At 61.2% G+C, this 15,840-nt stretch carries 12 protein-coding genes and 1 pseudogene; 8 read left to right on the forward strand and 5 right to left on the reverse strand.

Annotated elements, in window-relative coordinates:
- Positions 1-20: 20 nt before the first annotated feature.
- Positions 21-1,124, reverse strand: coding sequence for a ribosome small subunit-dependent GTPase A (gene rsgA / locus BLQ92_RS30620; RefSeq protein ID WP_090691024.1), 1,104 nt, complete (start codon positions 1,122-1,124; stop codon positions 21-23).
- Between the two features lie 256 nt (positions 1,125-1,380).
- Between rsgA and BLQ92_RS30625 the strand changes: the two are divergent.
- Positions 1,381-1,563 (forward strand): annotated as a pseudogene (locus BLQ92_RS30625) (GFA family protein); the annotation flags it as partial.
- Between the two features lie 13 nt (positions 1,564-1,576).
- Here BLQ92_RS30625 and BLQ92_RS30630 read toward each other — a convergent pair.
- Positions 1,577-3,343: a CPBP family intramembrane glutamic endopeptidase gene (locus BLQ92_RS30630; protein ID WP_244896689.1), complete on the reverse strand. Its 1,767-nt coding sequence runs from the start codon at positions 3,341-3,343 to the stop codon at positions 1,577-1,579.
- A gap of 294 nt (positions 3,344-3,637) precedes the next feature.
- Positions 3,638-4,204, reverse strand: coding sequence for a cysteine hydrolase family protein (locus tag BLQ92_RS30635; protein ID WP_090691027.1), 567 nt, complete (start codon positions 4,202-4,204; stop codon positions 3,638-3,640).
- Between the two features lie 411 nt (positions 4,205-4,615).
- On the opposite strand from BLQ92_RS30635, the gene BLQ92_RS30640 reads away from it, so the two are divergent.
- Positions 4,616-7,042 (forward strand): penicillin acylase family protein, encoded by a 2,427-nt coding sequence (locus BLQ92_RS30640; RefSeq protein ID WP_425194902.1) that lies wholly within the window; start codon positions 4,616-4,618, stop codon positions 7,040-7,042.
- A gap of 311 nt (positions 7,043-7,353) precedes the next feature.
- On the forward strand, positions 7,354-8,172 hold the full coding sequence (locus BLQ92_RS30645; RefSeq protein ID WP_143016701.1) for a hypothetical protein: 819 nt from the start codon (positions 7,354-7,356) through the stop codon (positions 8,170-8,172).
- 4 nt (positions 8,173-8,176) lie between these two features.
- Here BLQ92_RS30645 and BLQ92_RS30650 read toward each other — a convergent pair whose 3' ends face one another.
- The gene (locus BLQ92_RS30650) at positions 8,177-9,223 is read right to left on the reverse strand and encodes a glycoside hydrolase family 191 protein (RefSeq protein ID WP_090691038.1); all 1,047 of its coding nucleotides are present in this window, start codon (positions 9,221-9,223) and stop codon (positions 8,177-8,179) included.
- Between the two features lie 103 nt (positions 9,224-9,326).
- A complete protein-coding gene (locus tag BLQ92_RS30655) occupies positions 9,327-10,487 on the reverse strand; it encodes an iron-containing alcohol dehydrogenase (protein ID WP_090691041.1) in 1,161 nt (386 codons plus the stop codon).
- Positions 10,488-10,728: 241 nt separating this feature from the next.
- On the opposite strand from BLQ92_RS30655, the gene BLQ92_RS30660 reads away from it, so the two are divergent.
- From BLQ92_RS30660 to BLQ92_RS30680, 5 genes are all read left to right on the forward strand, one after another.
- The gene (locus BLQ92_RS30660; protein WP_090691196.1) at positions 10,729-11,625 is read left to right on the forward strand and encodes a LysR substrate-binding domain-containing protein; all 897 of its coding nucleotides are present in this window, start codon (positions 10,729-10,731) and stop codon (positions 11,623-11,625) included.
- A 126-nt stretch (positions 11,626-11,751) separates the two neighbouring features.
- Complete coding sequence (locus BLQ92_RS30665) at positions 11,752-12,501, forward strand: SDR family NAD(P)-dependent oxidoreductase (RefSeq protein WP_090691044.1); 750 nt, start codon at positions 11,752-11,754, stop codon at positions 12,499-12,501.
- A 116-nt stretch (positions 12,502-12,617) separates the two neighbouring features.
- Complete coding sequence (locus BLQ92_RS30670) at positions 12,618-13,946, forward strand: MFS transporter (protein WP_090691048.1); 1,329 nt, start codon at positions 12,618-12,620, stop codon at positions 13,944-13,946.
- Between the two features lie 38 nt (positions 13,947-13,984).
- A complete protein-coding gene (locus BLQ92_RS30675; RefSeq protein WP_090691051.1) occupies positions 13,985-14,830 on the forward strand; it encodes a transketolase in 846 nt (281 codons plus the stop codon).
- Positions 14,827-15,828, forward strand: a complete 1,002-nt coding sequence (locus BLQ92_RS30680) for a transketolase family protein (RefSeq protein ID WP_090691054.1) — start codon at positions 14,827-14,829, stop codon at positions 15,826-15,828. The genes BLQ92_RS30675 and BLQ92_RS30680 overlap by 4 nt, the downstream gene beginning before the upstream one ends.
- Positions 15,829-15,840: the final 12 nt, after the last annotated feature.

Consider the following 15,840-nt stretch of genomic DNA (forward strand, 5'->3'; position numbering starts at 1 on the left):
TAATTTCAGATCTCCCATCCTCATTTCGGATCGCGCTCAAACCGCTCGCGACTGCCACGCCGCGCCGCCCGCTGCTTACCCTCGTCGCGCTGACGTCGCATTGCCGCGGTCTTGTCTTCGAAGAACTCCGCTTCGCGCTGCAACTTCTTGTACGAGTTCAGCCGCCTGAGCGTCAAACGCCCGTCGTCGACCGCTTGCGCGACTGCGCACCCCGCCTCGCCGTTATGCCTGCAATTGCGAAACGCGCACTGGGTCATCAGCAACGCCACATCCTCAAAGGCGTCGCTCAAACTGTCTGCGCTGGCCGCCACGCCCACGCTACGGATGCCTGGCGTATCGATAATCACACCATGTCCCGGCAACATGAACAACGAACGACTGGTCGTGGTATGCGAGCCGCGCGCGCCCTTGGCACTCACACCCAGCGTTAGCTGTCGATGCGAGCCGGTCAAAGCGTTCACGATAGAACTCTTCCCCACCCCCGACGACCCGACGAATACGCACGTTTCATTCTGCGCGATCATGTCATGGAGCTGTGTCACGCCCAGCTCGGTAAACGTGCTCAGCACGCACACGGGAATGTCTGTCCCAAGCTCGGCAATCTGGTCGAGGTAAATGTTGATGTCCGCTGCCAGATCGGCCTTGTTCAAGACGAGGACCGGTGCGATGTGGTTAGCGCGCGCCAGCAACAGAAACCGCTCAAGCCGCGACAGATTGAATTCGTCGGTACACGAGGTAACAATAAAGAGTTTGTCTACGTTGGCCGCTAGCGGCTGAACACGGTCTTCGCTGTTACTGCGCTGGAAGCAACTGGTGCGTTCGAGGATGTCGATAAACTCTACTTCGCCAGTGTTCGTTGGGATGCCGAGCACCCAGTCGCCGATGATCGGCGCTCGATCGCTCTTCCTGGCAAAGATCAAGTTGAAGTGCTGCAATCGCCCTTGTGCGTCGCCGGAAACGACGAAGCGCAAACCGAAATCCTCGGTCACGCGATAGGGCTGGCCAATGCCGTATTGCGCGGCTTGTGTTGCGAAGTGTTCGCTAAAGCCTAACGCGTTTAAAGGCTGAGGACTAAGCGATGCGGATGCGGTGTTTTGATGCTGATTGGTTTCGAGCTTGGTCATGGTCCCAATGCATAGAGGAATTTAGAAGAAAGTCGCCTGAAGCTGCGGTGTAAAGATCTTTCATATCCAAACCTCCTGATTGCAATGAGTACGCCCTAAGCCGAAACAACAACATAGCGCCGAGCAGGGCGGGATGCTGGCGTTAGTACAGAACAGCCATACAAGCCTCGCGTATGTGAGGCCGCCCATCATATCCGAGAATAAAAGAGCCGGTTAGGGAACCGTTGTATTTAAGCGATGCTCCAGAGAGCGCCCCGTATTTGGCATGAACCGGCTCGGCATACATGTGATTCCTAACAGCATTACCGCTCGAGCCGCCGGCGGCGAATTGCCCGATGAACTGAGACCGGCCATGCATCTGTTCTACCGGCACCGGATCGTCGACATTGCTGACGAACTGCCGAAGTACCTGGACGGCTGGGACGGCCCAACCCTGTGAGTGCGCACCCCTACTAAGAAACGACCGAAAACACAAAGATCGCATTGTTGAGCGCATGCAACAGGATCGGCATGGAAAGCCCCTTGGTCTTCCTTGCCAACCATCCTGCAATCACTCCCAAGGCGAACAGAAAAACAAGGTGCCGGCTATCCTGATGCAGGCCTGCAAACAGCGCCGCCTGTAACACGTTGGACCAACCGAAACTGATATGGCGCGATAGTCCGCCTAGCAGGCAGCCGCGGAACACCAGTTCCTCCATGATCGGTACGAACACGGACAGCACCAGTAACGCGAGCGGCGTACCGCCGATCGCCACCGCACCGTGAACGAGTGCGACCGCCCATACGTTGGATGCGGTCTTGGTCACCCCCGCGTGGTGCAGCCAGCCGGTCGCGAGCAGGTCGATTAGAAGTAGCCCTGCTGGGACGATGAACCACTTCAGCTTCCACGAGCCGCTACCTAGCCAATCACGCCAGCTGAGCAGTTTGGCAATCCACGCGAGTCCAAGCGCACAAAACAACAGCGCCCAGAGATAGGAAGCAGCCACGCGGCTTTGCCAGTCGATGCGCGATGCACCGCTTCCCACCGGAGAAATCAATGCCATTCCCGAGTGGAGTGCCGTGACCAGATAAAGCAAAACGAAATAGATGGCGAGTGCTAGCCACGCGTGTCGCAGGCCAATCCGCGCGAAGATAGGAACGGAGACTTTGCCGATCCGTTGACGTACTGTCCCGCGATAGTGCACGGGAAACAGGAGTACCCCGGGGCTAGCCGCGACCAACGCGATTGCGGCGAGCAGGCCAAACGCGAGCGGAAGCAGATCGAGACGGCCAATCAGTGCGGGATCGAGATTGAGAAGATGCGCATACGCGCCGATAAACCCCGCCGCTTTGCCGGTCTTGACGTACTGATCATGAATGACGTCTGCGGCGGCTTTAGCGTTGCCCGAATCGAACGCCACTTCGAGCCGGAGTTGCTGGTTCTGCGGGGATTCGAACTTGTGCGAAGCGGCGTCGGCGGTCAATGCTGCTTCAGCACCCGCAGAGTCGCCGACGTGCTGCAGTGCGCGTGCCGTCGTATATGCATCGATCTTCGGGCCGGCGCGTTGGGCACGATGTAATTCGTCCAACGCCTCGGTGCCAGGCAGTAGCTCTGTCGCGGCTCGGATTCTGGCGTTTTCCTGCCACAACAGCTTCGGCATGGGCGCCGCAGCGAGCAGGTTGGCCGCGTTCTTTGCTTGCCCTGTTTTGACGAGGTAATGCATTGCTTCGACCAGCCGTTCACTTGCCGGATCGAGTCGCACCGCAAGTACCGCCTCCTGCCCCGCCCGCGTGTCATTCTTTGTGAAGGCATAACTACGCGAAAGCGCTGCATGCAAGCGTGCCTGTTGGACTGCAGACCAGTTATTCGAGGATTTGAGCAGCGGCTCACCGTAGTCGATCGCCTGCTTTCCGAAGCGATTTTCAAGCACAAACAGCACGGCTTCCGGATCAGATGAAAACTGCTTCTCCAGCGTCGATTGACAGGTAGCCAAATCCTGCGACGCAACATCGGCCCAGCTCAGATCCTCCGACGCAGCGAAACGCTCGGTGAATTTGCACTGCGCCAACGCGAGGCCGGCGTCCGCGGGGTGCTTCGTCAGAGCTTCACGGTAAGCGCCCAGTACATTCTCGTAGGCACTTTTTTCGCCGTTGACCACTACATCGCTCATGCGGTCAGGAAGACGCAAATCCTCGACGGCCAATCCGCTTGATGGCGCGGCCCCCGCAGGTTCAAGCATCAGCACGGCGCACGCAGCGACGACGATAATCTTCAGGATTCTTAAAAGCATGGTAGGCGCGTGGCGGCGAGTATTGGAATGGTCGACGGCTGCGTGATGGCCTGCCTCGTTATCTCATCTTAAGGCAAGACGCCTACTCACTAGTACGGCTTCTACGCTGGAATCTTTAGAGAAAGTTAAAGAAGGCTTGCTTTTGACAATTATGCACTCAGCATAGCGCATGCTGATTTGCCAGCGCCGCTTTGTAGTTCCCGAGGAGTTGTTCGTGAGTCATTGTGCCGATCAGATTAGTTGCTAGTTCGCGTCGCCCAGTAGCTCATCCGCCGAGACTACCGTGCAATATTCCCCGTCCAGGTTCGCAAGCGACATGGCGTGCACTTCGTCGGCGCTCCGCATCCGGCCTTCCCAATCCATGCGGCCGAATGTGAAACAGCCGTCCTCGACAAGATACGTATCGAAGCCGAGATTACCCGCCATACGAACCGTCGCCTCGACCGAGTTGTTCGTAATCACCCCAACGATTACGAGCGCAGTATGTCCACCTTCGCGCAAACGATCTTCAAGTCCGGTACCGATGAATGCATTGTTAGTGTGCTTCGGGATCACCGTCTCGCCGGACAGCGGCGCAACTTCCGGCTTGAAATCGTTACCGGGCTGACCAGGGCGGTAACGCGAATCCGGCTCGACCGAATCGTGGCGCACATGCCAGACCGGCCACTTCTCAGCGCGCCAGCGCGTCAAAATTCGGCCAATGCGGGCCTCGGCCATGGGGTTATTTCGTACTCCCCAGTCAGGGTGATCGATCGCCTTCTGCAGGTCGATTAAAAGGAGCACGGCCCCGTGAGTCGAAAACGTCCGCATACGCTAAACCCTCCTGAGAATTGTGCAACTGCCGTTCGCCGACCTATCTCCGTGGTATGGAAATAGCCTGCGCCGTCTCAAGCAACTGCTCCCTCAGCACAAACCGAATGGATTCGCTACCGCCTCGCCGGCGATGCGCTGCGGGCCTTTGCGGCAGGGAGTGAAGTCACGATTGAGTAAAGCTTCGCGTGTCTTCACCGAGCCAACCTTGAGGGTGGCGAATCAGGACATCGCATATTGTACGGACCTCAAACGCCGGCCGGATGCCCTCGGACACTGACCCGTGCTATGGTCATACGCGCCCCGGCCGAGATGGTATGCCACGCACGGCCACAACCACGACATCCCTGATCGACGATGACTCGCCCGAGCCTCTCCATTGGAAGACCGCGGTCGCACTGGTTGATTCTTGTGATTTGCGCGATCGCCGCGATCGTAGTCGCGCTGGTGCTGGCATGCTGGATGACGCTGCGTGCCAGCCTGCCGCAACTCGACGGCACGCATGCCGCACCCGCATTGTCCGCTCCCGTCACAATCGAACGCGATTCGCTGGGCGTTCCCACGCTGGCAGGCGCCGCCCGAACCGACGTGGCTTACGCGACCGGCTTCGTTCACGCACAGGATCGCTTCTTCCAGATGGACCTGTTACGCCGCGTCGCGGCCGGCGAGATGGCCGCGCTGATCGGGCCGGCCGCGCTCGAACTCGATCGCCGTAACCGGCCTAACCGGTTCCGCGAACGCGCGCGGATGTTGGTCAACGCGCTGCCCGCTGACCAGCGGGCGCTAGTGGACAGCTACACAGCCGGAGTCAACGACGGACTGGCCGCGCTGAATTCACGGCCGTTCGAATACTGGGTACTGCGCACGCCGCCGCTCGCCTGGCGTCCCGAGGACAGCCTGCTCGTGGTCTACGCGATGTACTTCGACCTGCAATCGCACGAGGCGATCCGCATCCTCTCACGCGCCGCGTTGCGCGAGCGCGTGCCGGCCGATCTGTTCGCGTTCCTGCTACCGGCGAGGAGTCACTGGGACGCGCCGTTCGACGTCGCCAAGCCGCCCGCGGTCGACCTTCCCACGCCACCGGCTACGCGCCCAGACTGGTTGCAGGCGTCGAAATCCGCCAGCGTCCCAGCGCAAGGAACTGAGTTCGCGGAACGCGACCTCATGGAAGGCAACTCCATGGTCGGCAGCAACGGCTGGACGGTGGATGCCGCACACAGCGCACACGGCGGCGCGCTCCTTGCCAGCGATATGCACCTCGGCCTGTCGCTACCCAACCTCTGGTACCGGCTCTCGTTGAAGTGGAACGACCCGGACGGTCAAGCACGGCGCATCACCGGCGTCAGTCTGCCGGGCGCGCCGCTCGTCATCGCCGGCAGCAACGGCCACGTTGCCTGGGGCTTCACCAACAGCTACGGCCGGTTCATCGACCTGATCGAACTCCAACGCAATCCCGCGGATCCACTGCAATACCGGGTTCCCGGCGGGGGCTGGCAACGTGCCACGGTTTATCACGAACGTATCGACGTCAAAGGCGGCAAGCCGGTGGATCTGCCGGTTGCCGAGACACAATGGGGTCTGCAGATCGTGGTCGGCTCGCACGCCTATGCGCTGCGCTGGGTCGCGCACGATCCCCAGGCGGTCAACGTCAACCTGCAGCGGCTCGAAGAAGCCACAAGCGTCGAGGACGCGCTGCACGTAGCGCAAACCAGCGGGATTCCAACACAGAACTTCACAGTCGCCGATGCGCAAGGCAAGATCGGCTGGACGCTTGCTGGACCGCTGCCGCACTGGAGCACGGCCGCAGACGCCTCGAGCGGTTCGTTCGACGACCTGCCGTTCGATTCGGCCACCTATCAGGGCTGGCAGGGCTACCTTGCGCCGCAGGCGTATCCATCGCGAATCGATCCACCGCTCGGCCGTCTCTGGACCGCGAACAACCATACGCTGCCCGACACCGAAGCAGCGCTGCTGGGCGACGCAGGCGCCGACGTCGGCGCCCGTGCAGCGCAAATCCGTGACGATCTGCTGGCGCTGCCACGCGCGGACGAGCGCGACATGCTCGCCATCCAGACCGACGACCGTGCGCTGTGGATCGACAATTGGCGCCGCCTCGCGCTTTCGGCGCTCGACCCCGACGCGCTGCGCGATCATCCGCAGCGTGCGGAATTTCGCCGCCTCGTGCTTGCATGGAACGGCCGCGCCGATGCCGACGCGGTCGGCTACCGTCTCGTGCGAGCGTTCTACTTTTCGCTCTACGACGCCTGGTTCGGCACGCTCGACAAGCAACTCGCAGCAAGTGCCAATACGACCGCCATCAACCCGCCGCTCAGCTTTCGTTCTGCGAGTTCCCGCTACGAGGCGGTCATGGAAGCGCTCGCCGCGCATCAGACATGGGTACCGGACGGTAGCGCCGACTGGCACGCGTTCATGCTCGAGCGTATCGACCACGCCATCGCACAGCTACCGCCGGGCGTGACGCTCGAAGACGCGCGCTGGGGCGATCGCAACCGCGCGGCAATCGAGCATCCGTTCGCGCGAATCGTGCCGGCATGGTTGCCATGGCTGCACGCCTGGCTCAGTGCACCGCAAGACCCGCTGGCGGGCGACTTCAACATGCCACGCGTGCAAACCCCATCGTTCGGCGCCTCCGAGCGCATGGCCGTGTCGCCGGGTCGCGAGCAGAACGGTCTGTTCGAAATGCCGGGCGGCCAATCAGGCCATCCTTTGTCGCCGTATTTCCTCGCGGGACATGAGGCCTGGGTACACGGTGCGACGGCCCCGTTCTTGCCGGGGACTGCGGTGCATCGGCTTGAGCTGGCACCACCGGTCCACTGAGCAGACAGGACGGTCGAACAGTTCTACGTCCAGCCCTTCTGCTGACACCGGTCTGGACGTAGATTTGACCCCGACCTTTTATAATTCTATTTTTTACAAATCCTATTCAACAAATATAAAACGCATTGATTTAACCTTTAACGTACTTTCAACGAAATAACGATACATTCATTTACAAAGTTTCGGCTAAACTTCCGGTTCGCAAGAGGCGATAACGCGTCGCAGCGCTAACCCACATCTGTCATTGCATTCCGGAAAAGGCTTGAGTGATGTCCGATCAGTTATGCGTAATACATGGAAAAGTCAGTACCATGGAGCAGGTTCCGGTGGATCTTCTTGCCGTCCCCGAAACATCGACAGGCACGCTAGTCAAAGCTTTTGCACCTATTCTATTTGCATTAAATGGAAATGGCGCTAAAGCAATAATGAATAACTGGCAGCGCGGTTATCTAATGCGCATCTCCAGTCAGATCGATCAGACCACCAACATCCCGCCTTCCCGAACCAAGGCACCAGAGCCTCAAGCCGAGCAGCCCTATCTGATGGACATCACCATCGAGGGCATCAACTACCGCACCATGCTAAGCGGCCTCTGCTTTAACGAAGGGGATGAGGTCACCGCAGTCGTCGACGAACGAGGCTCCTTACTGGCAATCGCGAGAAAGGATCAGACCGCGATGTCGATCTATGCTGGCTGCAAGAACGGCTTCGCGCAACTCATGAACGATCTGTGGTGGGTCGCAAGGCTGCTGTTCTGGGTGACGATGATCCCGATGCTGTTGGTGAACGTGGGCGAACTCACGCTCAACAGCTCGTGGAACCTGACCCTCTTCCTGATTGTCCTTGCCGGCTCGCCGTTCGTCCTTCTCGCCCTGTGTGCGCTGCTATGCGGGCTCGTCAGACGGAGTGAATTCATGCCTGCGTGGCTCGCGTCGAGCATCTTTGACGCGCTCGGCCGTCACGATCTGGCTACGGTGAATTTCACCGCGGCCGAAAGCGAAGCGCCACATGATGGCAGGAAGCGGCCGGGCGACAAGGGCCGCGTGTTGTATTTCTGGCCGGCGGACAGACCCATGGCGGTCGAGCGAACCAGGGTCCTCGCCGCAGGCAGACAGGTGGAACAGGGCTAGGCCCTCAATTCGTCGCGACCGCCGGCAAGAACGACCACCAGCAAACCTGATTAAGCGCCGAGGTCGCGACCGAAGGAGTCAGCCCGGCGGCCACGCTGGCCTTCCAGTCGCTTTGCGCATCCGTGCTATCCGAGCAACTGCTGACGTAGTCCAGCGATCCGGTAAAGAACGCGCTGCGCGGCAATTTCGCCTCGGTGCTCTTCCACGACTGCAGCGTTTGCAGCAGCGAACTGTCGAGCGAGGGCAAGAACACCTGTTCGGCAAAATCGCCGTCCACCAGCATCGGGAACGACACGCCGCCGCTCGAACCGCTGATAGCCGAGGTGGGAGCACCATTCAGGACGATCGGCGCATTCGGGAATTCCGTGCGCAACTGCGCGACGAGATCCAGACCGCCTTGCTGGCAGGCAGTATTGCAGGGACCTTGAGCCGCGTTCGCGGCGTGGCCGACAATTTCGAAGTTATCCAGCATGAAGCCGTCCACGCCGGTCGCGGCGAGCCGTGGCGCGACGTAGTTCACGATCAGGTTCTGATAGTCCGCGTTGCCGACGTTCATCCAGTACTCGTTCGGGTAGCCGCTGTACTGACCCAATTGCGCGGCCTGATTCGCGCCACAGGAGACGAAGCCGGAAGGCACGGTCGTCCAGTAGGTGCGCCAGGTTTCGCAGGCTCCAACGTTCAGATAGCTGAGCACTTTCGCCCCGTGCGCCTTCAGCGCGGCGATCTGCGCCGGCGTGAAGTTGGGCGTGCCGGTGCCCGGATCCGCGTCGATGACGATCACGTTGAAGCTGGACGCGAGCTGGTCAAGATTGGTTTGGGCGGCGCTGCCGTAGTACACAGCCCACACCGCCGAGGCCGGCAGGTTACGCGCAGCCGCAACCGGTACATTGGTCGACCCCGAAAGGGTAATCGCGCTGCTATTGGATGGGGGGCTGCTGGACGCGCTCGACGAAGCCTGGGCGCCGCCCCCGCCTCCGCCACCGCAAGCGTCTAAGAACGCCACAACAAGGAACGCAACCGCAAAGATCAAGCGAGAGGAAAATGAGCGCATGGGTTAGCTGTTTTGGATTTGCCCGGAGCGTAGCATGCGCGGCAGGCCGCTGCGCGACACAAATGTGGCAGTGCGCGGCGGCGGCCCTTGAAGGTTGGGTGGATCAGAAAGCGGCCGTATAGATGGCCAGCGCATCTGCTTCGGAGACAACCCGCGGGTTATTCACCAGCAAACGCGTCTGCAGCATGGCGTCGCTGGCCATGCGTTCCAGGCCACCGCGTTCGATGCCCACCGCCCGCAGCGTCGCAGGAATACCCGTTGCGGCGATCAGGCACTCGACGTGCTCGATCAGCGCTAGCGTGCGGCTTGCGTCACTACCCGTGGCGGCCGGCACCACGACGCCAGCCAGTTCGGCGTACAGATGAGCCGCCGCCTCCGCGTTGAATCGCAGCACGTGCGGCAGTACGAGGGCGTTGGAAAGGCCGTGCGGCACGTGGTAAATACCGCCAATCGGATAGGCCAGCGCATGCACCGCGGCAACCGGCGAGTTGGCAAAGGCCTGGCCAGCGAACGTCGCGCCGAGCAGCATCGCTTCACGCGCCGCCCGGTCCTGGCCGTTCTCGCAGGCGGCCAGCAGGTTGCGCGACAGCAACTCGAGCGCCTTCACCGCCAGCATGTCGGAGATCGGATTCTTCAAACGCACCGACGTATACGCTTCGATGGCGTGCACCATCGCGTCGATGCCGGTGGCAGCGGTCGCAGCCGCCGGCAAGCCAAGTGTGAGTTCCGCGTCCAGAATTGCCAGATCGGCAATCAGTTGCGGCGCGACGACGCCCATCTTCTTCGCTTCGCCAACGGTGACGATCGAGACCGCTGTGACCTCGGAGCCGGTGCCGGCGGTGGTCGGCATCTGCACGAGCGGCAAGCGCGCAACCTCAACCTTGTTGACCCCGTACATCTCGCTCAACGGCTGTTGCTGTTGCGGCACCAGCACGGCCAGCAATTTCGCCACGTCCATCGACGAGCCGCCACCCAGCCCCAGCACGATCTCCGCGCCCGCTTCATGCGCGAGCGCGGTCGCCTCCAGCACAATGTGCTCTGGCGGATCGGCGATCACGTCGTCGATCACGGTGGCCTGCCAGCCGTGCGCGGCGAGATCGGCCAAAGCGGGATTCAACAGACCGCTGCGATGCAAGAAGCTATCGGTGACGACGCACAAGCGCGTAAGCGCCGGGAACTGCTCGCGCAGCAGACTACCGAGGCGCCGCGCTGCGCCATATTCGACAACGAGCGTCGGCACGGTCTGAAAACGGAACCCGTTCATTACGCAGCCTCCTCCGGCACCATGGAGCATCGATATTAACAATATCCTCTCTGGCGCACTCATCCGGCAGCCGCAGACATCGACTGGCGACACCCAAAAGTCGGCAACTGTGTTCCACTTAAGCTGGATAATTTATTGTCGGCTCCTACGCAGTTGTTGCACTGCGCAATCCCTGTGAATGACAGCGCTGACGGCGTGCGAACAAGGCGGGTTCATCCAACAGCATCTGAAAGAGTTGACTATGCGCATCCCACCGGTGAAAGCCATCATTGCTTTTGAGAGCGTGGCCAGAACGAAGAGCGTCAACCGTGCGTCCGAAGAGCTGGGGCTCACCGCGTCGGCAGTCAGCCATCAGATCAGCAATCTCGAAGCGATCATCGGCCAATCCCTCTTCTATCGATCAGGCCGCGGACTCATGCTGACGCCCACAGGCGAGCGTTACCTGTCCGACGTGACCGGCTCGCTCGCGGACCTGAGCCGCGCAACCGAGCGGGCGTCGAGCCGAACCGACGTCGAAATCCTGCGGGTGCATTCCAGTCCCAGCTTCGGGCTGATGTGGTTGCTGCCACGGCTCGAGTCGTTTCAGGAGGCCAACGGCGACATCCAGTTGAATCTGGCCTGCTCCTTTGAAGACGTATCGTTTACCAGCGGTTATTACGACCTCGACTTGCGCCACGGCTATGCCAACTGGCGCGATCTGGAGGTGCGCACCTTGCGCGGCGAATTCATCGCACCCCTTGCATCGCCTAAATATCTCGAACTCCACCCGGTCAACACACCGGAAGACCTGCTGGAGCACCGTCTGATCTATTCGGAGACGCCGCTCGTGCAGTGGAAACAATGGTTCGGGCGTACCGGGGTTTCCGCCGCGCACAAAACCTTCGATTTCTCGTTCGACCGTTCATACATGTCGCTGGAAACGGCTGCGCTTGGCCTCGGCATTGCGCTCGAAAGCCTGATGCTCGCCTCCGTACGCATCAAGGAAGGCGCGCTCGTGCCGGTATTCGACCGTACTCATGCTGTCGAGGTGGGCGCCCATCATCTGGTCTATCCACCGCAAAACGCAGAGCTGCCGCGTGTGACGCGGTTCATCGCATGGATTGAGCGGGAGATTGACCGGATGGATCGGCCCGCCTAGCAATCCTCAGTGGATTCGAAGCACGTCACCTGAAAATTTCTCAACCATAGTTGAGCGATACGTCGTTGATGCGACCGGCACTGAAGCAGACACTGGGGCCATCACATCGACACTCAGGAGACAACGATGCTGCTCGAAAACAAGGTCGTAATCGTCACAGGTGCGGCCTCGCCGCGCGGAATCGGCAAGGCAACCGCCCAGGCACTGGCCGCCCAGGGTGCGCGGATCGTGATTCTCGACCTGCGCGAAGACGAGGCGAAGCGCGCGGCGGCCGATCTCGGCGACGCGCATCTGGGCCTCGCCTGCGACGTCACGGACAAGGCCGCGTGCCTCGCGGCCGCCAAGGCGACGCTCGTGCGATATGGCCGCATCGACGGCCTCATCAACAACGCCGGCATCACGCAGCCGGTGCGCACCCTGGACATCAGCGCCGAGGGTTTCGACGCCATCGTCGACGTCAATCTGCGCGGCACGCTCTATATGTCGCAGGCGGTTCTTCCGGTCATGAAAGAACAGAAAGGCGGCAGCATCGTCTGCATGTCGTCGGTGTCGGCGCAACGTGGTGGCGGCATTTTCGGCGGCCCTCACTACAGCGCCGCCAAGGCCGGCGTACTCGGTCTCGCGCGCGCCATGGCTCGCGAATTCGGTCCCGACCATATTCGCATCAACTCGATCACGCCGGGTCTGATTCAAACCGACATCACCGGCGGCAAGCTCACTGACGACATGCGTGCAGAGATCATCAAGGGGATTCCGCTTGGCCGGCTCGGCGATGCCGCCGACGTCGCCAACGCTTGCCTCTTTCTGGTCAGCGACCTGTCGACCTACCTCACAGGCATCACGCTCGACGTGAACGGCGGCATGCTCATTCATTGACGACGGCGCTCGCCGCACGCGGGCGTGGCGTCCCAGGCACTCGGGCAAACCCGAGGCCATGGGTGCAACAAGTTGCGTGGGGTGGGAGTAATCGCTCCCACCAACAGGAGACAGACATGAAATCGAAATACACCGCTTCGCCCATCGTCGGCGACGTCTTGCCGCAGACGGACTCGACGAGTTTCGAATCGAGAACCTACGCGAAGGTCAGCCGCCGCCTTATCCCGTTCCTGATGCTGTGCTATCTCGGCGCGTACCTCGACCGGGTCAACGTCGGTTTCGCGAAGTTGCAGATGCTGAACGATCTGCGCTTTAGCGAAACCGTCTACGGCATGGGCGCGGGCATTTTCTTTCTCGGCTATTTCCTGTTCGAAGTGCCGAGCAACCTGGTCCTGCACCGGGTTGGCGCCCGCAAATGGCTTGCGCGGATCATGCTGACGTGGGCGGCAATCTCCGCCAGCTTCGTGTTCGTCAGATCGCCTACGTCCTTTTACGTGCTGCGCTTCCTGCTGGGCGTCGCGGAGGCCGGCTTTGCGCCCGGCGTGATCCTCTATCTGACTTACTGGTTTCCGGCTGCGCGCCGCGCCAAAGCGTTGTCGCTGTTCTTTATGGCGATCCCGTTGGCCGGCATGATCGGCGGCCCGCTGTCTGGCTGGATCATGCACTCGCTGCAGGGCGCGATGGCGCTCTCCGGCTGGAAATGGTTGTTCCTGCTCGAAGCATTGCCGTCGCTCGTACTGGGCATCGCGATCCTGCTGTATCTCGACGACGGTATTGCGAAGGCAAAGTGGCTGACCGCAACGGAAAAGGCGCTGCTCGCCCGCAATGTTGCCGGCGACAACGCGTACAAGATCGCGCACATCTCGGTCAAGGCGTTCATCGGCGACCGCCGCTTGTGGCTGATGGCCGCGATCTATTTCTGCGTCGTGCTCGGCCAGTATGGCCTGACCTTCTGGCTGCCCACGATCATCCGCAAGGCCGGTGTCGCCGATCCGCTGTGGGTCGGTGCGTTCACCGCCATTCCGTATCTGTGCGCCATCATCGCACTGCCGCTGATCGGCATGAGTGCGGACCATCAACGCGAACGCAGGCTGCATCTGGCCATTCCCATGCTGATTGCCGCGACCGCCTTCGCGATACTGCCGTCGCTTGGCAGCGTCCCGGCAGCCATCGTCTGTCTGAGCATTGCAGCAGCCGGCATCCTCTCCGCTTCTTCGCAGTTCTGGTCTTTGCCGACGGCCTTGCTGGGCGGCATGTCCGCTGCGGCCGGGATCGCCGCCGTGAACTGCGTGGCCAACCTCGCAGGCTTCTTTTCCCCAGCCATCGTGGGCTGGCTGAACGACTTCACCGGCAAATCGACCGCCGGCCTGATCTTCATCTCAGTGGCCATCACGCTCGGCGCCGCCCTCGTCTTTCTGGTGCCCGCGAAGTCAGTGAACCGCTGAACCCTTTCGAACCATTCCGACTGATCACAGGAGACGACATGAACAGTCCAACCAGCGCGTCAACGGCAACCCTTGCCGAGCACGCTTACCGTATCCGCAGAAATGCACTGTTAATGGGTGAAGTCCAGGGACAGGGCTATATCGGGCAGGCGCTCGACATCGCCGACGTCCTGGCCGTTGCCTACTTCGGCGCGATGCGCTATCGCCCGGAAGATCCCGAATGGGAAGGCCGTGACCGCTTCCTGCTGTCCAACGGTCACTATGCGATTGCACTGTATGCGGCGCTGCTCGAAGCGGGCATCCTGCCGGCCGAGGAACTCGAGACCTATGGAAGCGACGATAGCCGGCTGCCGATGTCGGGCATGGCCAGCTACACCCCTGGCATGGAGATGTCCGGTGGATCGCTCGGCCAGGGCTTGACCATTGCGGTGGGCCGGTGCCTCGGACTCAAGCGCAAAGGATCGGATGCCTTCGTATACACGCTGTTTTCCGATGGCGAACTGGACGAAGGCGCGATCTGGGAAGGCCTCATGTCCGCGAGTCACTGGAAGCTCGACAACCTGATCGCCGTCGTCGACGTGAACAATCAGCAGGCCGATGGTCCCTCGACGCAGATCATGGCATTCGAGCCGCTCGTCGAAAAACTGCAGGCGTTCGGCTGGTTTACGCAACGCGTCGACGGCAACGATATCGCAGCCGTGGCCGCTGCATTCGATGCGGCGCGCAAGCATCCCGTCGCACAACCGCGCATGATCATCGCCGACACCCGCATGGGCCGCGGCGTACCGTTCCTCGAACAGCGCGAGAAGAACCACTTTATCCGCGTCGACGCACACGAATGGCAACTCGCACTCGACGCACTAGAAGCAGGGAGACAAGCATGAGCGACGCAACGATGAGCAAACCGCGCCTGAAGACCTCGGCAATGATCGCTTCGATTGCTGGTGAAGGACAGATCACTCGCTCCGCGCCCTTCGGTCACGCCTTGGTGGAGCTGGCGAAGCAAAAGCAAAGCGTGATAGGCATGACTGCCGACCTGAGCAAATACACAGACCTGCACATCTTCGCCAAGGCGTTTCCGGAACGCTTCTATCAGATGGGGATGGCGGAGCAATTGCTGATGGGCGCAGCCTCGGGGATGGCGCACGAAGGCGCACAACCTTTCGTCACCACGTACGCGGTTTTCGCCACACGCCGTGCGTATGACTTCATCCACCAGACGATCGCCGAAGACAATCTGGATGTGAAGATCGTCTGCGCGCTGCCCGGCTTGACGACCGGTTACGGTCCGAGCCACCAGGCCGCCGAAGACCTTGCGCTGATGCGGGCGATGCCGAACATGACGGTCATCGATCCGTGCGACGCGCTCGACATCGAGCAGATGGTGCCCGCCATCGCGGCGCACAAGGGACCGGTCTACGCACGCCTGCTACGCGGCAATGTGCCGGCGGTACTCGACGAATACGACTACACCTTCGAGCTCGGCAAGGCGAAGATGTTGCGCGACGGCGCAGAGGTGCTGATCATTTCGTCGGGCTTGATGACGATGCGCGCGCTCGAAGTGGCGAAAGCGCTCGAAAGCGACCGGATTGGCGTGGGCGTGCTCCATGTACCGACCATCAAGCCGCTCGACACGCAGACGATCCTGCGCGAAGCGAAGCGCACGGGGCGGCTCGTGGTCGTGGCGGAGAATCACACGGTGATTGGCGGGCTAGGCGAAGCGGTCGCCGCGGAGCTGATGCGCGCGGGCGTATCGTGCCCGCTCCGTCAGGTGGGACTGCCCGACAAGTTCCTGGCTGCCGGCGCGCTCCCGACGCTGCACGACCGCTATGGAATATCGGCCTCTACCATGGCTGATTCGATCAAGGGGTGGTTGAGCTGATTCAACCTGGGC

This window comes from Paraburkholderia phenazinium, assembly GCF_900100735.1.
GTDB lineage: Bacteria > Pseudomonadota > Gammaproteobacteria > Burkholderiales > Burkholderiaceae > Paraburkholderia > Paraburkholderia phenazinia.